15 protein-coding genes, 8 pseudogenes and 2 riboswitches are annotated in these 24,372 nt (G+C 54.9%); of the genes and pseudogenes, 11 read left to right on the forward strand and 12 right to left on the reverse strand.

All coding sequences use genetic code 11. From position 1 onward, the window contains the following. Positions 1-166: 166 nt before the first annotated feature. Positions 167-1,831, reverse strand: a pseudogene (locus tag P4826_RS03760) (Tn3 family transposase); the annotation flags it as partial. A 136-nt stretch (positions 1,832-1,967) separates the two neighbouring features. On the opposite strand from P4826_RS03760, the pseudogene P4826_RS03765 reads away from it, so the two are divergent. Together P4826_RS03765 and P4826_RS03770 are read left to right on the forward strand one after the other, a co-directional pair. Further along, positions 1,968-3,043, forward strand: a pseudogene (locus P4826_RS03765) (transposase); the annotation flags it as partial. 762 nt (positions 3,044-3,805) lie between these two features. Beyond that, positions 3,806-4,324: a YkgB family protein gene (locus P4826_RS03770; protein ID WP_003464991.1), complete on the forward strand. Its 519-nt coding sequence runs from the start codon at positions 3,806-3,808 to the stop codon at positions 4,322-4,324. Positions 4,325-4,353: 29 nt separating this feature from the next. Here P4826_RS03770 and P4826_RS03775 read toward each other — a convergent pair whose 3' ends face one another. Continuing rightward, on the reverse strand, positions 4,354-5,199 hold the full coding sequence (locus P4826_RS03775; RefSeq protein WP_003464995.1) for an AraC family transcriptional regulator: 846 nt from the start codon (positions 5,197-5,199) through the stop codon (positions 4,354-4,356). A 187-nt stretch (positions 5,200-5,386) separates the two neighbouring features. Here P4826_RS03775 and P4826_RS03780 point away from each other — a divergent pair. Beyond that, a pseudogene (locus tag P4826_RS03780) lies at positions 5,387-6,139 on the forward strand (IS5 family transposase); the annotation flags it as partial. 54 nt (positions 6,140-6,193) lie between these two features. Here the strand turns inward: P4826_RS03780 and P4826_RS03785 are convergent. The 3 genes and pseudogenes from P4826_RS03785 to P4826_RS03795 all read right to left on the reverse strand — a co-directional run. Beyond that, positions 6,194-6,397 (reverse strand): annotated as a pseudogene (locus P4826_RS03785) (IS5/IS1182 family transposase); the annotation flags it as partial. 54 nt (positions 6,398-6,451) lie between these two features. Further along, positions 6,452-7,399 carry an IS5-like element ISAte1 family transposase gene (locus P4826_RS03790; RefSeq protein ID WP_044398522.1) on the reverse strand — a complete coding sequence of 316 codons (948 nt, stop codon included), beginning with the start codon at positions 7,397-7,399 and terminating at the stop codon, positions 6,452-6,454. 87 nt (positions 7,400-7,486) lie between these two features. Next, positions 7,487-8,251 (reverse strand): helix-turn-helix domain-containing protein, encoded by a 765-nt coding sequence (locus P4826_RS03795; protein WP_084601294.1) that lies wholly within the window; start codon positions 8,249-8,251, stop codon positions 7,487-7,489. A 93-nt stretch (positions 8,252-8,344) separates the two neighbouring features. On the opposite strand from P4826_RS03795, the gene P4826_RS03800 reads away from it, so the two are divergent. From P4826_RS03800 to P4826_RS03820, 5 genes are read left to right on the forward strand one after another with little or no spacing between them, the layout of a single operon-like run. Further along, positions 8,345-9,220, forward strand: a complete 876-nt coding sequence (locus P4826_RS03800; RefSeq protein ID WP_044398520.1) for an AEC family transporter — start codon at positions 8,345-8,347, stop codon at positions 9,218-9,220. Positions 9,221-9,252: 32 nt separating this feature from the next. Beyond that, entirely contained in the window at positions 9,253-9,948 is a 696-nt protein-coding gene (locus P4826_RS03805; protein WP_043387357.1) for a glutathione S-transferase family protein, read from the forward strand. A gap of 3 nt (positions 9,949-9,951) precedes the next feature. After that, positions 9,952-10,650: a glutathione S-transferase N-terminal domain-containing protein gene (locus tag P4826_RS03810; protein ID WP_044398515.1), complete on the forward strand. Its 699-nt coding sequence runs from the start codon at positions 9,952-9,954 to the stop codon at positions 10,648-10,650. A gap of 20 nt (positions 10,651-10,670) precedes the next feature. Next, the gene (locus P4826_RS03815) at positions 10,671-11,372 is read left to right on the forward strand and encodes a haloacid dehalogenase type II (protein WP_044398513.1); all 702 of its coding nucleotides are present in this window, start codon (positions 10,671-10,673) and stop codon (positions 11,370-11,372) included. Positions 11,373-11,380: 8 nt separating this feature from the next. Further along, positions 11,381-11,872 carry a DM13 domain-containing protein gene (locus tag P4826_RS03820; RefSeq protein WP_081770863.1) on the forward strand — a complete coding sequence of 164 codons (492 nt, stop codon included), beginning with the start codon at positions 11,381-11,383 and terminating at the stop codon, positions 11,870-11,872. Positions 11,873-12,405: 533 nt separating this feature from the next. Here P4826_RS03820 and P4826_RS03825 read toward each other — a convergent pair. The 3 genes and pseudogenes from P4826_RS03825 to P4826_RS03835 form a co-directional block, all read right to left on the reverse strand. Further along, positions 12,406-12,549: pseudogene (locus P4826_RS03825) on the reverse strand (class II aldolase/adducin family protein); the annotation flags it as partial. A gap of 108 nt (positions 12,550-12,657) precedes the next feature. After that, entirely contained in the window at positions 12,658-12,912 is a 255-nt protein-coding gene (locus P4826_RS03830) for a hypothetical protein (RefSeq protein ID WP_052521058.1), read from the reverse strand. A 199-nt stretch (positions 12,913-13,111) separates the two neighbouring features. Next, on the reverse strand, positions 13,112-13,651 hold the full coding sequence (locus P4826_RS03835) for a carboxymuconolactone decarboxylase family protein (RefSeq protein WP_044398511.1): 540 nt from the start codon (positions 13,649-13,651) through the stop codon (positions 13,112-13,114). Between the two features lie 107 nt (positions 13,652-13,758). Here P4826_RS03835 and P4826_RS03840 point away from each other — a divergent pair, with 107 nt between their 5' ends. The 3 genes and pseudogenes from P4826_RS03840 to P4826_RS03850 all read left to right on the forward strand — a co-directional run. Then, positions 13,759-14,589, forward strand: coding sequence for an AraC family transcriptional regulator (locus P4826_RS03840; RefSeq protein ID WP_044398509.1), 831 nt, complete (start codon positions 13,759-13,761; stop codon positions 14,587-14,589). 2 nt (positions 14,590-14,591) lie between these two features. Beyond that, positions 14,592-15,505 (forward strand): annotated as a pseudogene (locus P4826_RS03845) (amidohydrolase); the annotation flags it as partial. A 10-nt stretch (positions 15,506-15,515) separates the two neighbouring features. After that, positions 15,516-15,605: riboswitch (glycine riboswitch) on the forward strand. Continuing rightward, positions 15,606-15,718, forward strand: a riboswitch (glycine riboswitch). Between the two features lie 61 nt (positions 15,719-15,779). Next, a pseudogene (locus P4826_RS03850) lies at positions 15,780-16,949 on the forward strand (D-amino acid dehydrogenase); the annotation flags it as partial. 158 nt (positions 16,950-17,107) lie between these two features. Here the strand turns inward: P4826_RS03850 and P4826_RS03855 are convergent. The 4 genes and pseudogenes from P4826_RS03855 to P4826_RS03875 all read right to left on the reverse strand — a co-directional run bounded on the left by P4826_RS03855 (position 17,108) and on the right by P4826_RS03875 (position 24,320). Further along, positions 17,108-18,079, reverse strand: coding sequence for an IS5 family transposase (locus tag P4826_RS03855; RefSeq protein WP_317701056.1), 972 nt, complete (start codon positions 18,077-18,079; stop codon positions 17,108-17,110). Positions 18,080-18,370: 291 nt separating this feature from the next. Then, the gene (locus P4826_RS03860; protein ID WP_092701314.1) at positions 18,371-19,009 is read right to left on the reverse strand and encodes a trimeric intracellular cation channel family protein; all 639 of its coding nucleotides are present in this window, start codon (positions 19,007-19,009) and stop codon (positions 18,371-18,373) included. A 363-nt stretch (positions 19,010-19,372) separates the two neighbouring features. Further along, complete coding sequence (locus P4826_RS03865; RefSeq protein WP_046462844.1) at positions 19,373-20,335, reverse strand: IS5 family transposase; 963 nt, start codon at positions 20,333-20,335, stop codon at positions 19,373-19,375. 1,070 nt (positions 20,336-21,405) lie between these two features. Then, a pseudogene (locus P4826_RS03875) lies at positions 21,406-24,320 on the reverse strand (Tn3-like element IS1071 family transposase). Positions 24,321-24,372: the final 52 nt, after the last annotated feature.

Below are 24,372 nucleotides of genomic sequence, written 5' to 3' on the forward strand. Positions count from 1 at the left end.
AGTTATCGATGCATTTGGCCGCGAAGGCAGGATTTGGTCAGCATAGCGGTCAACCGGGAAGCGAAACACACCCCGCAAGTTGATGCTCTCCAGCCTGGTGGGCGCAATCTTCCCGATCAGTTCCGGTGGAATGACCTGGCGGCGGTTCGACCAGCGATCCAGGGACCGCCTGCATCTGTGAGGTATTCCACGCCATCACGATGTTGGCCATCAGGCTCAACGCATCGGCCACAGCCTGCATTTCATCGACACGTTTGGCCTGCGCCGGGCTGATCCGGCCGGTATAAATGGCGCGCTTGAGGGCGTTAACAGCCTCGCCCCGATTGAGCACCCGGCGCAACTCGTTCCTGAAAGCGTCCTTGACAAAGTAGTCAGCCAAAAACGCCGTACGCAGCAACCGCCCCAATTGCACGCCAGCCTCATAGATTGGATCGCCCTGGGCGGCAGAACCGAACCGCGCAAGAGCTGCCACCGCACTGGCATGTCCGCTCATGACCGAGGCTGCCAGGTGCACCAGACTATCCCAATGCTTTTCGATCAAAGCGACGTCGACATTGGCTTCGCACACCGCAGCGATTTCTGCGGGCACTTTGGTGCCGCGTGGCACAAAGAGGTGGCGCTGTTTGAGTTCCTTCAACCGCGGGCAAAGATCAAAACCAAGCAAACGGGCAGCTTTGCAATGGCGACGAGCAACGACCGCACGGGGCGAATTCCATCAATCAATCCCTCGCGACCAGGGAGGCCCTGCTCGGTGGTTTGCGTTTCTGGGTTTCGGTGATCAAGGCTTCAAGACGGGCACGCAACTCAGCATCTGGCACCGCACCTTGCGCGCTCAAGGCAACAAGTTCGCCGAGCAGCGTTTTGTACATTGCGGCCCAATTGACGGTAGCGGGGACATCGGCGGCAGCCTGACGCCACAGATCGGCGATCCGGCGCTGCACCATAAGGATCAACTGGTCTGTGGTGGTGAACAGGCAATACCGAAGAAAGCATGCGACCTCCACGGTGCGCGCTGGCTCTTTGATCTTGGCTCCGGCTGAGGGCGGCCTGGAGACAAGTCGGCGCGCGTAGCGGCGCAAGATGAGATCGGGGATGTCTGCCAGGTGCTTATGAACGTCCAGCGTGTAAAGCAGGTCGATGCGCTCCAGTACCTCGCTGATTTGGCGGGTTGAGTGTTTCGCCGGTGCAGCCCATAGCCAACTCTGCTGGGTTTGTCCATCTGGGCGCAGCTCTGAAACTGAGGCTCGCCAGCGATCAAGTGTTGCTGGATCAACGCTGGCGGCGATGGCGGTGCCTGTTTCAACTTCAAACTGGGCAAGTGCCGCCGCAATCAGTGTCCGAATTGCCCGCTCGTGCACGATCACCAGCTTGTTCTTGTACAGCCATTGACGCGCCCGCACGAGTAGCTGATCGCGGTCGGCGCAGCGCGCCACTTCGTCGCGCAGTTCACGTACCAGTGAGCGGCGCTGGTGCTCGCTCATCCACTGGAATCCAGGGTGACCGTGCAGGCTACTTGTTGGTGATCGAATAGCGTGCGCCCGCGTTCATACATGGCTCTCAGCGAGGCGACTTCTGGTGCTGCAATGCCAAGCTCGTTGCCAAGGTGGCGCCACAAGGCTACTGGAATTACCCGAAAGGCACCGAGCAAACGCCCACTCATGCGCAGGAAACCAATATGGAGCGCCAGACCAAGCTTGTGGGAATCACCTCGGCGTGCATTGATTGCGTCGCGCTCGGCACCATCGAAGGTGAAAAATGCCTTCATCTCGAAGTCGCTGATATCGCGGGGGAGCCCACGCATCCCCAAAAACGTTGTGTGCCAACCCTGCATCGTGAACCTCAAAAGTGGGAGGCCACCATACCCGTTTACAAAGCGAACAGGAAAGTCAATGAAATCAACGGTCTACCCAGACCACCCCCGCGCCAGTGCTAGCTTTGCGTACCGTCACTTATTGCACTGAAAACGAGGAGACCCCCATATGGACAAGGCAGGCCTGCACATCGGTGCCATCGCCTTCATTCACCGATTCGGCTCCAGCCTCAATGAACACGTCCACTTCCACGTTTGTGTGGTGGACGGGGTGTTTGAGGAAGTGGCAGGCGAGGGCAGCGCTGATGCCGCAATGCAAGTCTCTGCGTCAGGTGTCGTATTCCACCCTGCCACCGGCATCGATGCGACACCCGTGGCACAAGTGCAGACCACACTGCAAAAACGTATCCTGCGCGCCTTTGTGGGCCGCGGGCAGCTGGAGAACTTCGAGGCAAAAGAGATGCTGGGGTACAAACACAGCGGTTTCTCGGTGGATGCCGGGGTGTGCATTGAATCCCACGACCGTCCAGGCCTTGAGCGGCTCTTGCGCTATTGCGCCCGCCCACCCTTTGCGATGGACAGGCTGCGCAAAGAGGGAAGCAAACTGGTGTACCGCTGCGGCAAGCAGCGCAGCGAACCCACCAGCGACAAGCGCGGTGCCAAGGTTGATGAGCTGCACCTCACACCGCTGGAGCTGATCGACCGCATTGCCGCGCTGGTTCCCCCGCCACGCACCCACCGGCACCGCTATTTTGGCGTGTTGGCACCCAACTCGCCGCTCAGGGCTGCGGTGACGGCGCTGGCGACACCGGCGCAAGCCGCTCCCGTGCTGGGCGCGTCGATCAGCACGGGGGAGTGCGCGCCTGGTGTGGTACCGATGAGCAGCGCGCTGCCATCCCAGAGCGAGCCGGTGCTGCCCAAGCGTGCAGCGCACTACCTGTGGGCGGTGCTGATCGCCCGCATCTACGAGGTGTTCCCCTCTTGTGTCCGCTGTGTGGCGGGCATATGCGCATCATCGCGTTCATTACGCACAGCGCTGACATCCGGCACATCCTGGGTAACATCGGGGCAGATTCAGAGCCACCCCGCATCTCCCCGGCGCGCGGGCCACCGCTGTGGGATGACTGTAGTGATGCGCAGATGGATGACGGGGCGCAAACCGAGCCAGCAGACTGGGACCTAGCGGCGCAACCGGCACCGGACTTTGAGGTCGATCAGCGCATCAGTTGGTGAATGAACAAAGCGGCGATTTTGACTTGCCGCGAACTGGCTCTGCGCCCGGTACACGCCGAGCGCCGCAAATCACTCTCCTGAACGCCAAACCCTGGTGGTGAACCTGACACCTGGGCGGGAAAATCGAGTGTCTCAGCCGGCTTGATGGCGCTTCCGCGGTGCGATACTTGGCCTCATGCGGTTAAAACGCCTATCCGTTGCCCAATAGGTAGCTAACTTATTAATTTAACAAAAGTGACGTGTGTCGTTCTGCAGGGCATGCTGTTCCCCAACCCTGGAAAACCTATCCTCTTTAACACGTCAAAGTCGATTGATAGGCTTGCTGCAACAGCTATCTGCCCGGTTGAAGTCGAAGATCGATGTATCTGTAGGGTTTGGAAATAAATGCGGGCGCCCACCGCACTCACGGCTCAGTTACCATTCTTTGTGCATCGCGGCCGCGCGGCTAGTTGGTAGCTGTTCTAAGCCTAGTCAGTGCCGCCCTTCGCCCCAAGCCCCATAGTCAGATTTGAGAAATGACAGTAGGCGATGCCGCAACGCGCTTCATCGACCTATGTAAAACGACTCCTTTATCGAAATAGTGCACTCATCGCTCTCCACGGCGATCCCTTCATCGCGAATTGCACCGCCCAAGACGATCTGCACTGAAATCAATACTTTCTGATGCCTCTTGATTAGAGATGCCAGCCATAATCATCTCATCGCCAACGCATACGGCGTTCGGCAGCCAACACACTCTCACTCACTACTGGAAGCTCAGACATGAAAACCATAGGCATTGAAAACTCGAAGTCCAGCGTACAGGCCCACTTAACGCTTGGAACCAAAACTATGGGGCTAGGTATCTATGGCGCGTACTTGGCTCTCGCTATTATTTACTTCTGGTTCGGCGGCATGAAATTTACCCACTACGAGGCCGAGGGCCTGGTTCCACTGGTGAGCAACAGCCCGCTTTTGGGATGGGTGTATAGCATTTTTTCGGTCGACATGTTCTCCAGCCTGCTCGGCATACTAGAGATTTCGATCGGCACTCTGATCGCAGGCCGCATGCTGTCACCCAAACTATCCGTGGTAGGAGGCGCTCTGTCTGCAGGCCTGTTCTTCACAACCCTTAGCTTTATGTTTTCCACTCCGGGCGTCATTGAGCCTAGTTTAGGGTTTCCGGCGATTTCCGTTGCGCCAGGTCAGTTTCTGCTTAAAGACTTAGGGTTGCTTGCTGTTTCGATATTTGTGGCAGGCCATTCGCTGGTTGAACTGGAAAAACGTAAAATTAATGCATAATTTTTTCAATGGCTTAAGGCAGTAATGCCTTAGGCCTTTTTGCCGTCATTTTCCCCCGCCAGATCTTTCAACCAGTCACGAGGGCTCAACCCCGTCTTGCGTCTAAATGCGCGAGACAGCGCCGAAGGACTTTCGTAGCCGACTTGAGCTGCAATCAGCGTAATCGAGCGCCCTTCTCGCATCAGCTTCTGAGCCAGGCTAACTCGCCAACTCAACAAATAATCAGCAGGCGTCTGTCCGATGACACTCTTGAAATGCACGGCATACGCAGCGCGTGACATATTTGACTCACTGGCCAGCTCTGCTATTGACCAGGCATGTTCCGGGGAGTTGTGCATCTGTAAAAGCGATCGGGCAAGCCGCATGTCGGCCAGTCCAGCCATCATTCCGGTGCGCAACTGGTGATGATCGAGCAGGTAACGGAGCAACAGAATGATTAGGAGCTCAAATAAGCGCTCAAGCGCGGCTTCCCTTCCACAATGCACATTTGCCGCCTCGGCGAACATCCACTCCAACGTGTCTGCCAGCATGGGCAGATCATCGAGTGCGAGCACCAAACAGTCCGGTAATGAAGCCGACAAAGGATTATCAATTCCGCCCTCAAACTCCATGGAAGCACACAACAACTTTGCGCCATCGGACTCACCCGCAAACAATTGATGCTTGGCGGGGCGTGGCATAAAAATCAAGCTAGGGCGAGTGAGCTGCAAATCCTTGCGATCGGGACCAAGCAACGTCACGCTGCCGGCCTGAAGCAGATGGATATAACCTCGCCGCTCGGCGCCATCGTAAGATGCAGAGCCGCATAGGTCGCCGTCATAGAACAGATTGGCCCGCACGCCGAACCGCGAGAGCAAATTAGACAAACGATCCATTGGCCGATCCTTGACGAGTCAGAACGCACAGACCATACCATCTGCGTTGTCGTTCAGTGCCTGTAGCGAACATGCCGGCGTAAATCAGCCAACGGATAAAGTGATCACTGAGCAGCTCAGCCTCCCTTTCCAGTTCGGCTGGGCTTTGTTGCACAAAGCCAGTCCGCTGAGCTGGTAGCCTCGAGACATGAGTGAACCGAAGGGGTCCAAGGCCCGCTACAAGACCACCAACTGGGCAGAGTACAACGCCGCGCTCAAAGCCCGAGGGTCGCTGACAATCTGGCTGGACAAAGGCATGCAGTGGTACGCCCCATCCAGCGGCAAACGCGGGCGCCAGCACATCTTCTCCAACGCAGCCATCCAGTTCTGTCTGGGCATCAAGTGCCTGTTCGGTCTGGCCCTGCGTCAAAGCCTGGGCATGGTTGAAAGCCTGCTGCGTCTGGCAGGCCTGGACTGGCGGGTGCCCGACTACAGCACCGTGTGCCGACGCCAGAAGACTTTGCAGGTACAACTGCCCTACCGAGCCAGTACCACCGCACTGGAACTGCTGGTGGACAGCACCGGCATTCAGTTCCTTGGCGAAGGCGAATGGAAACGCAAGAAGCACGGTGCCGAGTACCGGCGCCAGTGGCGCAAGGTGCACCTGGGTATTGATGCCCACACGTTGGAGATCCGGGCCATCGAGGTGACCGACAACAGCGTGGGCGATGCGCCCATGCTGCTCGAGTTGCTGGAGCAGATACCACCCGATGAGCCGATTGCCAGCGTCAGTGGGGACGGTGCCTACGACACCAAGGCGTGCCATGCGGCGATTGCCCAGCGAAATGCGCAGGCGGTGATCCCCCCGCGCAAGAACGCCCAGACGTGGAAGGCGACCCTGGTGGGAGCGCATGCGCGCAACGAAGCGCTGCGAGCCTGTGACAGATTGGGGCGCAGCATCGGCTTTGTTGCACAAGTCGGAAGGCAGACGAGATTACCCCAGCCCCAGACGCAGCTATGCCATGGCACCCACGGGCACCGTGCTCGGGCGCCCGAGTTGCGTGAAACGGTTGAGCAGAGCCACACGCACATGCAACTCCACCACCTGCCGCTCAAACGTGCGCGCCATCACCCGTTGGCCCAGGCGTTTGAAGCAGTGCATCTTGGTCTCCACCAGACTTCTGCGGTGATAGCCGCTCCACTTTTTCCAGATGCTGCGGGCTTTGTTGCACAAACCAGAAGCGAGCCGAGATAACCCCAGCCCCAGACGCAGCTACGCCACAGCAGGCACAGGCACCGTTGCCGGGCGCCCAAGTTGTGTGAAGCGGTTGAGCAAAGCCACCCGCACATGCAGTTCTGTGACCTGGCGCTCAAACGTTCGCGCCATCACCCGCTCGCCCAAGCGCTTGAAGCAATGCATCTTGGTTTCCACCAGGCTTCTTCGGTGATAACCGCTCCACTTCTTCCAGATACGGCGCCCCAGCCTTTGGCAAGCTCGCAGGGCTTCGTTGCGCCCGCCCGCTCCCTCCAGCGTTTGTCTCCAAGGCCTTGCATTCTTGCGCGGGGGAATCACCGCCTGCGCACCTCTTTGCGCTATCGCCGCGTGGCACCCCTTTGTGTCGTAGGCTCCATCCCCACCGACACTTGCCACCGGCTCATCGAGCGGTATCTGGGCCAACAGTTCGGGCAGCATGGGAGCATCGCCCACGCTGTTGTCTGTGACTTCAATGGCCCGAATCTCCAGCGTGTGGGCATCAATGCCCAGGTGCACCTTGCGCCATTGCCGCCGATATTCGGCTCCGTGCTTCTTGCGTTTCCATTCCCCTTCACCCAGGAACTTGATGCCCGTACTGTCCACCAGCAAATCCAGCGCTGTGGCGCTGCGCTGGTAAGGAAGCTGCACCTGCAGCGTCCTCTGACGGCGACTGATGGTGCTGAAATCGGGAACCCGCCAATTCAGCCCCGCCAGACGCAGCAGGCTCTGAATCAGTCCCAGGCTCTGGCGCAGTGCCAAGCCAAACAGGCACTTGATGCTCAGGCAAAACTGGATGGCCGCATCCGTGAACGTCTGCTGGCGACCCCGTTTGCCACTGGCAGGTGCGTACCACTGCATGTCTTTGTCCAGCCAGATCGTCAGCGCCCCTCTGACCTTGAGTGCGGCGTTGTACGCAGCCCAGTTGGTTGTCTTGTAGCGGGTCTTAGGCCCTTGGGGTTCATTCATGCGCCGAGGTTACCAGTGCAATGGGGCTGGTTTGTGCAACAAAGCCCTTGTGGCTTATGCTGTTTGGGGGTAACGCCAATTTGTCATCTAAGCAACGCGACCCAGCGCCCTAGATAATGTTGATGGGCTGGAATAACCAGTTCGCGTTGCAATTTGCTTCAACCCGATACCGGTGTCAACCAATTGCCGCGCAATAGCTAACCTCAAGTTTTCTAAATACTTTCCTGGTGATACCTGCATCACTTCCTTGAAGTAATTGGCAAATGATGTTCGCGACATTCCAGCCAAGTTAGCCAAACTTTCCAAGGTCCAAGGATGGGCTGGCTTGGAATGCATCGCTACCAAACTTTTAGCAATCCGCGGATCTGACAAAGCCTGAAACAACCCTGTGGATTGTTGTGGTCGAGAAGTCAGGTGTCGCATCAAGCTAACCAACAAAATATCGCCTGCCCGATTCATGAAGAAGGGTTGTCCACAACGACTGGCCTGCATTTCGTTTGCAATCAGCATCATGACTTGCACCAACGATGGATCAGCATCCTTCATGACGATTGAGATTGGCTTAGATTGCTCCGCTAAGAAGCTAGGCCCCATTGGCCCATCAAAGACAACATCAAAGCTCATGCAGCACTGCTGATCTGCTTGCAGAAGATTCTCAAAATAGCTCGCCGCAGGGCAAACCAACAATGACAAGGCGTCCTGCTGAATACCCGAGAAACTGTCGGTTGGATGATCAGATGTCCCCGTCTTGATGATGTGCAGCGAAAACCCGTCTGGCTTAGTTGCCAAGGTTACTTTCGGACTAAGTCCCTCAAGCAAGGCGGTGAGTCGATCTAAGCGCGGAGCGTCCATTTGTACGAATTGCAAATTTATATGTACGAATTGTTGCACCAAGTGCAGGATACTGCAATCTGTTCTAGTTTTTCACGTAACAAGTGAGGGCACATGTTTTCAAAAATCGCATCCATCACGCTGCCAATTTTTACCCTTGTGCTGGTTGGTTTTCTCTACAGCCGACGCGTCAAACCGGACCTAGGGGGAGCCAACAAACTGGTGGTGGACATCGCACTGCCTATTTTGATTTTTATCTCGTTGTCCGCTAAATCATTCGATCCCATTTCTGCCATGTCTTTCACTGGGGCATCGATCGTGTTGATTCTTCTGACTGGCCTGATCGCTTGGCCATTCGCAAAATTCTCAGGCGCATCAGTGCAAGCATTTTTGCCGTGTGCCATGTTCACTAATGTTGGTCCAATTGGCATTCCCTTGATTGCACTTGCCTATGGACCCGAGGGCATGGCTCCCGCGGTCGTTTTGTTGGTGATTTCTAATATCCTGCATTTCACGCTTGGTGCTGGCGTGATGAGCGGCAAAGTTGACTGGCGGATGGTTTATGCCAACCCACTTGTTTGGTCAACCGTATTGGGTGTTGCTAGTTCTCAATTGCAGATAACACTTCCGGAGTGGGTTCAAACATCCTGCACCATGATTGGCAGTGTACTGGTCCCGATGATGTTGATGTCACTCGGAGCAAGACTTGCCAGCAGTCAAGTGGCGGACGCATGGGTAGGTGTTCGCTCAGGCGTGCTTATTTTGATCATCAGGCTTGCTGCTGTACTTTTGGCCCTTTGGTTCATTCCATTGGAAGGACTAGAGCGTGGGGCATTGATCCTTTTTGCATGCTTGCCATCGGCAGTCTTCAATTTCATGCTTGCAGACAAATTTCAGGTGGAGCCTAACAAGGTGGCTTCCACAGTCATCGTTGGACATTTACTGAGTCTGGCTTTTCTGCCACTCGGGATTTGGCTGGCATTCATTTAAGTTTTTCATTCATAAGCAAAAAGGAGTTCATCTTGATCAAGTTTTATTTCCATCCTTCGCCCAACCCTTTAAAGATTGCCCTGTACCTTGAAGAGACAGGAGAGCCCTATGAGCTCATTCCTGTCGACACACGTAAAGGCGAACAGCACTCAGATAGCTTTAAGGTCATCAACCCGAACGCGAAGACGCCAGCCATGCTTGACGACGACATTCGAGTTTTTGATAGCAATGCGATGTTGCTTTATTTGGGCGAAAAGATTGGCAAGTTTGTGCCTGTAGGGACGCCAAAGAACAAAGCTGAGATGTATTCATGGCTGATGTTTGTAGCCACAGGTATTGGCCCTTACTGTGGTCAGGCTGTCCACTTCAAGCACTTCGCTCCAGAGCCCAAAGAATACGCAGTGAACCGCTATGACTTTGAAGCATGGCGTCATTGGAACCTCATCAACGACCACTTGGCACATCAGCCGTACATGATGGGCAATGATTACTCAATAGTGGACATGTCGGTATGGGGCTGGGCTCGCGTCGTCCCCTTTGTATTGGGTGCTGATGCTTGGGAAAAACTGCCGCACGTTAAACGCTTGCTTGATGAAATCAACGCACGTCCTGCGGCGCAACGAGCAGAAGCCTTGAAGACCAAGTTTGCTTTCAAAACCGAAATGGATGAAGACGCACGCAAAAAGCTGTTCCCATCTAACGAGCGCCTGAAAGCCTCTGGAGTGTGAGGCATGGTTGATTTTTATTACTGGACCACACCTAACGGCCACAAGGTCACGATGTTCTTGGAAGAGTCAGGTCTTGACTACAACATCAAACCAATCAATATCAGCAAAGGCGAACAATTCGTTCCTGATTTTTTGAAAATTGCGCCCAACAATCGCATACCGGCCATCGTAGATCACACACCTGTTGGTGGAAGCGAACCCATTGCCATTTTTGAATCGGGTGCCATTCTTTTGTACTTGGCAGACAAGACGAAACAATTTATCCCTCAGGACTTACGTGGAAGAAATGAATGCCTGCAATGGCTTTTCTGGCAAATGGGTGGTCTAGGCCCAATGGCTGGTCAGAACCATCACTTTGTCCAGTACGCACCAGAGCAACTGCCGTATGCCATTGATCGTTATGTCAAAGAAACATCACGCTTGTATGGCGTGCTGAATAAGCATCTATCAGATGGTCGCGAATACATTTGCGGTGAGTACTCTATTGCCGACATGGCCTCCTATCCATGGGTTGTCCCACACGAACGCCAACGACAAGACATGAGCCAGTTCCCCTACCTATCTTCATGGTTTGAACGGATTGGAAGTCGTCCGGCAACACAAAAGGCCTATGACATCGCAAAGTCGATCAATACCGCGCCTACTGTGGACCAGAACGCCAAATCCATTTTGTTTGGTCAAGATGCAAAGACAGTAGTTTGATTCCCAACTAGGAAATTTTCATGACTATAAAAGCAGTTGTTTTTGATGCTTACGGCACATTGTTTGATGTTTACTCCATCCAAGTATTAGCTGAAGAGCTCTACCCAAGCCATGGGGCTGACATTGCGGTGAAGTGGCGCGACAAGCAAATTGAGTACACAAGGTTGATTACGCAGTCTGATCCGCACAACGCATCTGGCAGTCAATACTTCCGTCCATTTTGGGAGCTGACACGCCTGTCATTGGAGTACACCCTAGACAGACTGAAACTAAATCGTGAATCGGATCAGGTAGAAAAACTGATGCAGCAATACGCTCACCTGACCCCGTTTACTGAAAATTTGGCAGTCCTTCAGAAAATCAAAGCTAGTGGTGTTACGACTGCCATCCTCTCTAATGGCAGCGTGGACATGCTGGCATCAGCTGTCAAGAGCGCGGGCATGGAAGATGTCTTAGATCAAGTCATATCAGTAGATTCAATACGCCTTTTCAAGACATCGCCCGAAAGCTATGGACTTGTGCAACAGACGATTCCCGTAAACAAAGATGAAATTCTGTTCGTATCAAGCAATGCATGGGATGCACTAGGTGCTACTTGGTTTGGCTTTACAACGCACTGGGTCAATCGACAAGGTTTGCCGTTTGAGGCTTTGACACCTCGCCCGCATTATTCCGGGCCAGATCTCAAGTCAGTCCTTCACTCGTTGGAGCTAGCGGAGTAATCATTGCTATGAAATTTCATCTACTTTTAAGTTTCATACTTCTTTGCACAGTGCCAAATGCAAATGCACAGCTGCTAGATGCAATTCGTGGTCATGCTCAAGACCTAAGAGTGCGATTTGACGATCACCAAAAAATCGAAGGCGAACTCATCAAACGAGGACAGATTGACAAAACAGCAAAGGGGCAGGATTTAATCCACAACTCCTCTGGCGAGTGGTCTGTCATAAAGGTAGGAAATCAATTATTTTTGCAATCAAGCGAGAACTTTAGATCCAGCCCAGGCCCTGACTACCATGTCTACATCAGTAGCAAATCTGCCATCAAGGACAACGATGAATTTAGCGTTCAACAAATTGAAGTTAGCCGGCTTAAAAAGCCTAATGGTGCCGCTTTCTATCTCCTGCCAACGCAAAACCCAGAAGACGTAACGAGTGTGCTAATTTGGTGCAAGCAGTTCAAAGAATACATCGGTTCGGCAGATTTACGGCAAGCAAAGTAAGTTGATCAGACAAGAAATTAATGAGCAGCATATGAAGTGCGAGCAATCGCACAGTCAATTCCACGGTTTTCACTTCGTATGCTTCTCATTTCGTTGAGTTCGACTCCCGAAATTGAACTCGATCAATGCACCCTACTTTCGTCTCACTACTGCACCAAACCTTGATTTCCCTTGGCTCCTAGTTTGATTGCCTTTTGATTGGCTCATCATTTGCCGAGTAAAATGCTATAGGACACATCAAAAGTGCTTTAAACCTCAGAAAAGTTACATTATGTAACTTTTGGCTTATTACACGGTTTATTACACGTTTATCGTTTTTGCCTATAAATTATTGATTTATATGGATTTTTGACGAGCCTGGCTTTCTGTTAATCAGAGGTTCTCTGGTTAAAACTTAGCTCATTATTTAGACCAATTTTTCTCAGTCATTGCACGTTTTATTACACGGTCGATGACCAAAAGCAAGCTGCATAAATCGATCTGTACAAAGTGCTACTCACTCCAACTCATACTATAGAAATTGTCTACCGTTATGGGGTAACGCCACTGATGTGGGTGAACACCAGATCGCTCCAGCCATACAGCGCCACCAGCCGGTAACACGCGGCCAAGCCCAGCCGCAGCTGCCATTCATCGGGGTGAACGCTATCTTTTAAGGAAGGAATCTCAAACGCCATGGCTGTGCTCCGCAGGTCAGCAAAAGGGATTCAGCTTAGCGGCAAGCGGGGCGGGGGGATGACTTGTTGGTGACTGGGCGTAAAGGGCTGCCAACGATGAGGCCGCACTCACCCCGGCCGCGTCAATTCCTCCAGCCGCATCAGCCAAGCCCGGGCGTGCACCCCGCCATCGGCCACATCCCCACACATCTCCACCGACGCTTGCAGTTGCCCACACATCGCGGGCCGTTCGGGTTGCCCAAAAACTTTGCAGCGCATTTGTTCGTCAAGTTGCACGCAGGGCACGCCCGCTGGTTTGCCTTGGGGCATGGTGGGGATGAGCGAGGAGATGGATGACTCGCGCAGCTGGAATAAGGCGCGCACAACTTGATGCCCAGGGCCTTGCAGCCAGGGCTGGAAGACGCGTTCGCAGGAGACGTAGAAGTTGTTGCCGTCAATGAGGGCGAGCTTGGCCGCAGGAGTGAAGGCCATCTGTGTGCCAACAGGAGCAACACGGCCACCTGCGCCAACGACCACCAGGAGGTGGCCGTTGGCGTTCCCCGCTTGTCAGCGAGGCTGGGCTTTACAGGGCGACTGGCACGGCTGGGAAGTCGACGTCGGTGTCGGCAATGTGGTTGGTGTAGTTGGTCAACACGTTGAGGGCCACGTTGGCGGTGACTTCGATGACCAGGCCATGGTCCACACCCGCTGCTGCGGCATCGGCCAGATCGCTGTCGGCCAACACGCCACGCTGACGGACGATTTTGATGGCCAGCTCAACCAAGGCCTTGTCTTGTTCGCCTTCGGCGGTGCCGCTTCGGGCTGCGCGGATGGCTGCTTCCGACAAACCAGCACCTTTACCGATCAGGGTGTGTGCAGACAAGCAGTACTGGCAAGCGTTGGTTTGGCCCACGGCCAATGCGATCAACTCGCGCTGGGCGGCGCTCAAGCGGCCTTTGCTCAGTGCGTCGGAGAAAGCCAGGTAGCCGTTCAGGGCGGCTGGAGCCTGGGCGAAGGTGGCAAACAGGTTGGGTACCATGCCGAGCTTGGCCTTGACGCCGTTGAGGGTGGCTTGGGTGGTGGCGTCGGCTTGGGCAAGTGATACAGGTGCGATACGTGTCATGGTGAAACTCTCGTTTTGAATGGCTGTGCGACATGCACCAGTGAATTGTGCGATACGTATAATCACTGAAAGTACAAGAAAGCATACCCAAAGTATCAAGCGCCGCCATGGACCGACTTTCACCTTTGTTTGCCCGCTCGGTGCCCAGCGCACGCGTGTTCTATTCGGGCAACCTGTGCCAGATCTCCGCCTTTGAGGCCGAAGCTCATGTGGGCCATGTGCATTTGATGCGCAGGGGCACCATGAGCGTGATCGACCGGCATGGGCGCGCCAGCAGGGTTGAAGAGCCCAGTTTGTTGTTTTTCCCGCAGAGTTCTGCCCACCGGCTGGTGCCCGATAGCGCCGACGGTGTTGACCTGGTGTGTGCGTCTGTCGATCTGGGCGACGAGGCCCGAGGCGCGCTGATCTCTGCCATGCCCGAGGTGCTGGTGATTCCGCTGAACCAGTCGTCCAGTCTTTCACCCGCGTTGGACCTGTTGTTCCAGGAAGCCTTTGACGAAAAGTGTGGTCGGCAAGCTGCGCTGGACCTGTTGATGGAATACCTGCTCATCTTGTTGCTGCGCCACCTGCTTGACATTTCATCGGTCACCACCGGCATCCTGGCGGCGCTGGGCGACCCACGTTTGTCCAAAGCGGTCACGTCCATGCACGACCGGCCCGGCCATGCATGGACGCTGGAATCGTTGGCCGAAACCGCAGGCATGTCGCGCGCACGCTTTGCCAATCACTTTCGAGAGGTGTCGGGCCTGACCGCGCTCGACTACCTCACGGCCTGGCGCATCACAGTAGTCAAGGGTTTGCTCAAACGAGGCAAGCCGCTCAAGTCCATTGCGCCCATGGTGGGTTACGCCAGCGCTGTAGCGCTTACCCGCGCTTTCACCCACCGCGTCGGCATGCCGCCACTTGCCTGGCTGCAAACGCACACCGATCAGGACTGAGGCTGCCCCATGCCAGTTGCCATGCGGGTTTGATGCATGCCTGCGGCCACGACGGACACACCGCAATGCTGCTGGCTGCGGCCGAACATATTGCAAAGTCCACCACGTTTGATGGCACGCTGAATTTGATCTTTCAGCCCGCTGAAGAAAGCTTGGGGGGGCGCGCAAGATGATTGAAGACGGCCTGTTTGACCGCTTCCCCTGCGACGCAATCTTTGCCATGCACAACCTGCCGGGCTTTCGGCCAGGTCAGTTGTTATTGCGCGAAGGCGCAACCATGGCGTCCAGCGAAAACATTCTGGTGCACATTGAAGGTAAAGGCGGCCATGGTGCCATGCCGCACCAGAGTGCTGACCCGGTCGTTGCGGGTTCGGCAATTGTCATGGCGCTACAAACCATCGTTTCACGCAACGTACCCCCACTGCACATGGCCGTGATCACGGTCGGCTCTTTTCAGTCGGGTGTGGTCAACAACGTCATCCCCCAAAACGCCACGTTAAAGCTTAGCGTACGGGCGCTGGATCGGGATGTGCGAGAGTTGTTGCGCAATCGCATTGTGGAGCTCGTTGAGTTACAGGCGAAAAGTTTTGGCGTGACCGCAAAAGTCGAGTTTTTGCCCGGTTACCCGGTGCTGGTCAATACCCCTATTGAGACGGGAATAGCCCGCGAAGTGGCGGTGGCGTTGGTAGGCGCAGATAACGTGGTGCTCCAAACTGAACCGCTCACCGCCAGTGAAGACTTCGCCTACATGCTCGACAAAGTGCCAGGCAGCTATCTATTCATCGGGAATGGCGATGCAACTAACGGAGGTCACGGGGCCTGCATGGTGCACAACCCCAATTACGATTTTGAAGACCGCAACATACCTGTGGGTGCTGCGTTCTGGGTCGCGTTGACTGAGCGCTTTCTGGCGTAGTTTTTTTATGAAATTCAGATCGGGAGAGATCGCGTTAAATCGCGACGCCGAAGGAGCAACCACCCCGGAAACTCTCAGGCAAAAGGACCGGTTTGAATCGTTGATATCTCTGAAGAGTTGCTGGTCTTAGTCACCCGGCACACCGCAGGAGCAAGTGGTTGCATTGAACACGATGGACCACGAATCTCTCAGGTTCTAAACAGAGGGGGTGCACCAGCCATGCACAGGGCTTGTTGGTGCTCAACACTTTGACGTTTTTGAAAGCTCATTCACTATGAAAACAATCGCAGTTATTGGCGGCGGCATCACGGGCGTCACAACAGCTTATGCCTTGGCAAAACGCGGCTTTTCCGTTACCTTGTTTGAACGCCATCGCTATGCTGCGATGGAAACATCATTCGCAAACGGAGGGCAACTCTCTGCATCTAATGCAGAAGTTTGGACGCATTGGTCCACCATCCTCAAAGGGCTAAAGTGGATGCTCAAAAGTGATGCGCCGCTGCTGGTCAACCCAGCACCTACGTGGCACAAACTCTCCTGGTTTGCAGAGTTCATTGCTGCGATGCCCCATTACGAGCGCAACACGGTTGAGACAGCTCGCTTAGCAGTCGCAGCCCGCAAACACTTGTTTACTTGGGCGCAGGAAGAAGGCATTGATTTCGACCTGAAGAAGGAAGGCATCCTGCACATTTACCGTGACAAAAAAGGGTTCGACCATGCAGGCAAAGTGTCAGTCATGCTGGCCAAGGGGGGCCTACCTCGCTATGCCGTGACCCCAGCTGAAATGAAAGCCATCGAGCCGACATTGGCAGGCACCTACTACGGTGGCTACTTCACTGAGAGCGATTCCACGGGAGACATTCACAAATTCACCAATGGACTAGCAAATGCGGCATCACGACTCGGCGTGCACACGCTGTATGGTCAAGATGTGACGTCGATTCAAAGCGATGGCCAACAAGCTGTCATCACCGTGACACAACAAGACGCCACCCCAAGCCTGCATACCTTTGATAGCGTGGTGGTGTGTGCAGGAGTGGGCAGCCGTGACTTTGCAGCTCAGCTAGGCGATCGCGTGAACATCTACCCCGTCAAAGGCTACTCCATCACCGTCAACTTGAACGATGAAGAAAGTCAATTGGGTGCCCCCACCGTGAGCTTACTGGATGACGAAACCAAGTTGGTCACCAGCCGCTTAGGCCTCAACCGTTTCCGCGTTGCAGGCACTGCCGAATTCAATGGCGTGAACCGTGACATTCGCGCAGACCGCATCCGCCCATTGATTGAATGGGTGGAACAATGTTTTCCCCGCGTTAACACACGCTCTGTAGTGCCTTGGGCAGGCTTGCGCCCTATGATGCCCAACATGATGCCTCGGGTGGGTCAAGGTAGAACTCCCAATGTTTTTTACAACACCGGGCATGGGCACTTGGGTTGGACGTTATGGATGCCCTGAACAACCCATCCCCAGGCGTGCTACGCCTGGGCTATTTTTCAGATGGTGCAAACTTGAGTTGATTTCGGCAGTTTCCCCTGCCTTTTTGCCCTTGAAACAGGGCTTTTTGCCGCTTTTGGCGGCCCGCGCCCTGTTTTCGGGCGCACTCATCCCCGTGCTCCTTGCTGCTGCATCAACTGATGGCGCGCCATCCACAGGTTCGAGAGCGCAAACAACGTCACGATCTGCAGGGTGTTTTTCTTCAGACCTCGGTAGCGCACCTTGGTGTAGCCAAACTGGCGCTTGATGACGCGAAACGGGTGCTCCACCTTGGCGCGGATTTGCGCCTTCACGCGCTCGAGCTGATCGACCAGGGCATCTACGGCACTGCGTTCTTTGTCCAATGCCTTGCGTTTGGCCGGCCCCATGGCAACGTGCCACGGCACGTCTTTGGGCGCATCGGCGCGTTTGTCCGCTCCCTGGTAGCCAGCGTCACCAAAGACCTGCACCTCCTGTCCGTGCAGCAGGCTGTTGCCTTCGACCACGTCGCCGACGTTGCCCGAGGTGCAGCGCACGGTATGCACCAGGCCGCTGTCGGCGTCCACGCCGATATGGGCCTTCATGCCGAAGTACCACTGGTTGCCCTTCTTGCTCGAATGCATCTCGGGGTCTCGCGCCTTGTCTTTGTTCTTGGTTGAGCTCGGCGCGGCAATCAAGGTGGCGTCCACGATGGTGCCTTCCTTGAGCTGCAGGCCTTTGGCGCACAGCAGGTCGTTGACGGTGGCCAGCATCTGCTCGGCCAGCTTGTGGCGCTCCAGGCGGTGGCGAAAGCGCAAGATGGTGCTCTCGTCAGGCAGCCGCCCGTGGGCATCGAGCTGGGCAAAGTCTCGGTACAGGGGCGTGTCAAACAAGGCTTCCTCCATCCCCAGGTCCGACAGCTTGAACCACTGCTGCAAGAAGTGCAGGCGCAGCATGGTCTGCAGCTCAAAGGGCGGGCGCCCGTTCCTGCCCTGGGGGTAGTACGGGGCGATCAGCTGCACCAAGTCTTGCCAGGGCACGACTTGCTCCATCTGTTCGAGAAAGACTTGCTTGCGGGTCTGGCGCGTGCTCAGGTTCAGGGCGAGGCCAATTTGCTTCATAGATGCTGAGGATGCCAGCGGTGGCTGACAGCTACCAGACAAATGGGGAGGTTTTGCAGGATTTCCTTATCAGCCGTGACAGCTGAGCTGGTGTCAGACACCATCGTCAAAGCTGCAGCAAAGAAATCAGGATATTCAATGAACTTGCATGCAGTTGCTGCTGGCAACATTTAGAGTTCAAAATAATAAGCAGTAGGGGTCTTGCGGCTCTCTACTGCTTTTTTTCTTAACTTAGTTGGTGATTTTCTAAAAAATTAAACAACCTCATCATTGGTTATAGTTTTTTAACATTCAAGCCCGCCAAGCCGGCAGTTGCCAGTTGCGCCACAGTGCCAGTGCGCGAAGGCACACAGTAACAAATAAGCACCCCAGTAAGGCCATCCAGTCTGGAGCATCTAATGTCCAAAGGACCACGTAAGTCCAGCCACCAGCAAAAGAACACACCGCGTAGGGGCGGTGGTCTTTGAAAGCCGTGGGAATTTCATTGCAAACCATGTCACGCAGCACACCACCAAAAACACCCGTGATCAGGCCCATTAAGACGGCGACTACTGGCGGCATGAGTGACTGCAAGGCGAGGTGAACTCCCGTCGCAGTAAATAGTCCCAAGCCCAGCGCGTCGGGCCAGAGTATTGTTCTTTCAGTTACTTCAAAATGCCGCTGTCGCATGAAGACCATAGCAAATACGCACAAGGCCAATACGCCCCAAAGCATTTCGGTATGTTGCACCCAAAAAAACGGGCGTTGATCAAGCAGCAAGTCGCGCAAGGTGCCACCTCCAAAAGCTGCCAGAAAAGCCACAACACAAATGCCCACCGCATCGAGCTTTTTACCCGCAGCTTTCATCAGTCCAGACAACGCAAATGCAGCGGTCGCTAACAACTCGACTATCAAATGTAGGGTGTCCCCCCATGATTGAAGTAAATACATTGAAAATTTATGTCACCAATTTAAAGTTTTCATAGCTAAAGCAAATTCAATCGCACTGTAAATTCCACGTTTTTAATTTTATAGGCTACTGGTCTACAACAGTTCGACTTTAAAAATTGAGCTCGAATAATTAGGGCTGTCACAGTTCGATGTCAGTGCATGGTCTCAAAAAAATTTTTTTGATTCGCGCACTAAGCAAAGCGTCTAAGGATGTCCTGAACAACTCGGATTAGTAAGTGCTACCGGTCCGTTTTTTTAGATGGCGCAATTGCAGCCGTTTTGCTCGCGTCTTCGCGCCATTTCTCACGCCATTTCTGGTCATTCGCGCCGCTTTTGCGGCCTCTGGCCTGTTTGCAGACGCACTCATCCCTGCGCCGCCAGCAGTTGGTGGCGCACCATCCACAGGTTCGATAGTGCAAACAGCGTCTTGAGCTGCAACGTGTTCTTCTTGAGCCCCCGGTAACGCACCTTGGTATAGCCAAACTGTCGTTTGATCACCCTGAAGGGGTGTTCCACCTTGGCCCGGATGCTGGCCTTGATCTTCTCCACTTGGTCTATGAGCGCATCAACGGGGTTGTTCTCTTTGTCCAGCTCTTTGCGTTTGCCTGGGCGCATCGCCACATGCCAAGTGACGTCTTTGCTGGCATCGGGGCGCTTGTGTGCGCCTTGGTAGCCCGCATCCCCAAAGACGTCTGTCTCCTGACCATGGAGCAAACTGTTGCCTTCCACCACATCAGACACGTTGCCCGAGGTGCCGATGACGGTGTGCACCAGCCCAGAGTCCGCGTCCACGCCGATATGGGCCTTCATGCCAAAGTGCCACTCGTTGCCCTTTTGGCTGGAGTGCATCTCTGGATCGCGCTTTCTGCCCTTGTTCTTGGTGGAACTCGGTGCTGCAATCAAGGTGGCATCCACGGCTGTTCCGGCCTTGAGCAGCAAGCCCTGGGCTGCCAGCAGATCATTGACGGTGGCCAGAATCTGATCGGCCAGCTTATGTTTCTCCAGCCGATGGCGAAACCTCAGGATGGTGCTCTCATCCGGTATTCGTCCATGGGCATCGAGCTGGGCAAACTCTCGGTAGATCGGGGTGTCAAAGAAGGCTTCTTCCATCGCCAGATCTGACAGGGTGAACCACTGTTGCATGCAGTGGATGCGCAGCATGGTCTCCAGTGCAAAGGGTGGGCGACCGTTCTTGCCTTCGGGGTAATACGGCGTGATGAGCTCGACCAACGCAGCCCAGGGAACCACCAGATCCATCTGGGCAAGAAGCTCCTGCTTGCGGGTCTTCTTGGTACTCAGGCTCAGATCAAGGCTGCTTTGCTTCATGGCCGTGAGATTGCCATCGCCTGCTGACTCCTACCAAACATCGGGGGAAGTTTTGCAGGATTTCCCTAACTTTTCCCCTGCTTGTTTAAAGCGCCAATTGCAAAATCTACTCCTGCGCTGGAAATTGACCTGCTTATTCAACTCCAATAAGTTGATCAACTCAATGCTGAACCGTCCAGAATCTGGACGCCCCTCCCATGTAGCTTTGAACTTCCACAGGTTTTAGTTCGCTTGCTATTCGTAACGTGTAACGTTTGGGAAGTAAGATGGCTCACAAACGTAGCAAAAGTGCACTAAACCTTGGAAAAGTTGCGAAACACAACTTTTGACCCAATTGCACGAAATATTACACGTTTATCAAAAACACCAATAAGTCATTGATTCATATGGGATTTTGACGAGCCTGTTTTTCTGTTAATCAGAGGTTCTCTGGTTAAAACTTAGCTCATTATTTAGGCCAATTTTTCTCAGTCATTGCACGTTTTATTACACGGTCGATGACCAAAAGCAAGCTGCATAAATCGATCTGTACAAAGTGCTACTCACTCCAACTCATACTATAGAAATTGTCTACCGTTATGGGGTAACGCCAGCCATCGGGGGCCTTAAGAGTGAAGTCCGGAGCAGCCAGCCAAAATCACAGATTGGGGTATCTAGAAGCATGGTTTTTGTTCATTTAGCACACACGTTTCAAGTGGTACTTGGAGGTGCCAGTTTGTCTTGAGTTTTGAGGTCAAAGTCCGTTGCATCGTGACGTTCGTGTAGTTGATCTGAAAGCTTGCCCCAAGTACGGTTGACCTTTCGACCACGCTGGACGGCAGGGCGTTGAAGAACTTCATTAGCCCATCGCCTTAAATTCTTGTAGCTCTCAACTTGCAGAAACTCTCCCGCGCCATAGGCCTCACCCAACACTAAGTTGCCATACCAGGGGTCTCCTCGTTTTCAGTGCAATAAGTGACGGTACGAAAAGCTAGCACTGGCGCGGAGGTGGTGTTGGTAGATCGTTGATTTCATTGACTTTCCTGTTCACTTTCAAATCTGCGATTCGTGGCGTCAAACCGTGGTCGGTTTCATCCATTGGTGCCAGTTATCGATGCATTTGGCCGCGAAGGCAGGATTTGGTCAGCATAGCGGTCAACCGGGAAGCGAAACACACCCCGCAAGTTGATGCTCTCCAGCCTGGTGGGCGCAATCTTCCCGATCAGTTCCGGTGGAATGACCTGGCGGCGGTTCGACCAGCGATCCAGGGACCGCCTGCATCTGTGAGGTATTCCACGCCATCACGATGTTGGCCATCAGGCTCAACGCATCGGCCACAGCCTGCATTTCATCGACACGTTTGGCCTGCGCCGGGCTGATCCGGCCGGTATAAATGGCGCGCTTGAGGGCGTTAACAGCCTCGCCCCGATTGAGCACCCGGCGCAACTCGTTCCTGAAAGCGTCCTTGACAAAGTAGTCAGCCAAAAACGCCGTACGCAGCAACCGCCCCAATTGCACGCCAGCCTCATAGATTGGATCGCCCTGGGCGGCAGAACCGAACCGCGCAAGAGCTGCCACCGCACTGGCATGTCCGCTCATGACCGAGGCTGCCAGGTGCACCAGACTATCCCAATGCTTTTCGATCAAAGCGACGTCGACATTGGCTTCGCACACCGCAGCGATTTCTGCGGGCACTTTGGTGCCGCGTGGCACAAAGAGGTGGCGCTGTTTGAGTTCCTTCAACCGCGGGCAAAGATCAAAACCAAGCAAACGGGCATGTGACATGGCAAAGTCGGTGTAGCCATGGGTATCCACAGCAAGCTGGCTGGTCTCCAGCTTTTCTTGGCGGATGACACCTTCAATGGCCACGCCCGCCTGGCGCTCATTGAGCACAAAGGGCTGCGCATGGAAGATGCCCCACCGGTCTTTTACATGGGAGTAGATTCCAATGGAAGGTGTGTTGCGCCGAGGATCAAGCCGGGCTTGCCACACCCGTTTGGTGGTCTCCATGCTCATCATGTCAGAAGATGCCAAATCCACCGCCCCCAGGTGGCGGCAATCGGGTGTCGCTGCATGAATTCCAGCACAGCCTGGCAGGCCTGGCTCAGACGCCGTTCGTCCCGCGCCCAGCGCATGGCCTGGCGAATGCTGGTGGCAGACAATTGCGGAATCATGCGCGCGCATTCGACCGCAGTCAGACTGGTGCCGTGGGCCATGATGCCGGCATAGACCATCAGCAGCTCGTCGGTAGAGCGCGGCTCACGTCCGAGCATGATCCAGCTAAAGCGCACCTGGGCGTCAACGGCCAGAATCACTTCCGGCAATTGAACCTCACCGATGCGGTGATCCAAAGCCGCGCGCAGCTTGGTCACTTCTGGGTCTTCGTCCTCTGCGGGCAATGGCGACAAATGGAGTTCATCATCCACGCGCAGTACGCCACTGCGGGCTGCAGCGGCCACCGCATCGACACCGGCAGTTACTCTGGCCAGCAAAGGCTTCAAGAAAGTGGCAGCCTTGCTGGGTAACGATAGACGGGCATAGTGTTTCTTGGACTCTGCCTGCCAACGCTCGTCCGTGAAGAACAAGCGCGCACGACCCCGAAAGCTCAGGCTGTGCTCAATCCAGACCGAGCCATTGCGCACCGCGCGGCGCAGGGCAAACAGGGTGGCCACCTCCAACGCCTGAAACGCCCGTTCCCGGTCTGGGCTGGAGATCGAAACCTGCCAGATCATTCCCAGACTTGGTGCCACCACTTCAACTGGCAGCTTTCTGGATCCTTTGAGATATAAAGCTTGCAGCTTGGCAAGGTACTCGATGGCAGGATGCTCGCCGGTGGCCTGCCAGGGCAGCTTTGCAATGGCGACGAGCAACGACCGCACGGGGCGAATTCCATCAATCAATCCCTCGCGGACCAGGGAGGCCCTGCTCGGTGGTTTGCGTTTCTGGGTTTCGGTGATCAAGGCTTCAAGACGGGCACGCAACTCAGCATCTGGCACCGCACCTTGCGCGCTCAAGGCAACAAGTTCGCCGAGCAGCGTTTTGTACATTGCGGCCCAATTGACGGTAGCGGGGACATCGGCGGCAGCCTGACGCCACAGATCGGCGATCCGGCGCTGCACCATAAGGATCAACTGGTCTGTGGTGGTGAACAGGCAATACCGAAGAAAGCATGCGACCTCCACGGTGCGCGCTGGCTCTTTGATCTTGGCTCCGGCTGAGGGCGGCCTGGAGACAAGTCGGCGCGCGTAGCGGCGCAAGATGAGATCGGGGATGTCTGCCAGGTGCTTATGAACGTCCAGCGTGTAAAGCAGGTCGATGCGCTCCAGTACCTCGCTGATTTGGCGGGTTGAGTGTTTCGCCGGTGCAGCCCATAGCCAACTCTGCTGGGTTTGTCCATCTGGGCGCAGCTCTGAAACTGAGGCTCGCCAGCGATCAAGTGTTGCTGGATCAACGCTGGCGGCGATGGCGGTGCCTGTTTCAACTTCAAGCTGGGCAAGTGCCGCCGCAATCAGTGTCCGAATTGCCCGCTCGTGCACGATCACCAGCTTGTTCTTGTACAGCCATTGACGCGCCCGCACGAGTAGCTGATCGCGGTCGGCGCAGCGCGCCACTTCGTCGCGCAGTTCACGTACCAGTGAGCGGCGCTGGTGCTCGCTCATCCACTGGAATCCAGGACCGTGCAGGCTACTTGTTGGTGATCGAATAGCGTGCGCCCGCGTTCATACATGGCTCTCAGCGAGGCGACTTCTGGTGCTGCAATGCCAAGCTCGTTGCCAAGGTGGCGCCACAAGGCTACTGGAATTACCCGAAAGGCACCGAGCAAACGCCCACTCATGCGCAGGAAACCAATATGGAGCGCCAGACCAAGCTTGTGGGAATCACCTCGGCGTGCATTGATTGCGTCGCGCTCGGCACCATCGAAGGTGAAAAATGCCTTCATCTCGAAGTCGCTGATATCGCGGGGGAGCCCACGCATCCCCAAAAACGTTGTGTGCCAACCCTGCATCGTGAACCTCAAAAGTGGGAGGCCACCATACCCGTTTACAAAGCGAACAGGA

The organism is Diaphorobacter limosus (genome assembly GCF_033100095.1).
Taxonomy (GTDB): Bacteria; Pseudomonadota; Gammaproteobacteria; order Burkholderiales; family Burkholderiaceae_C; genus Alicycliphilus; species Alicycliphilus limosus.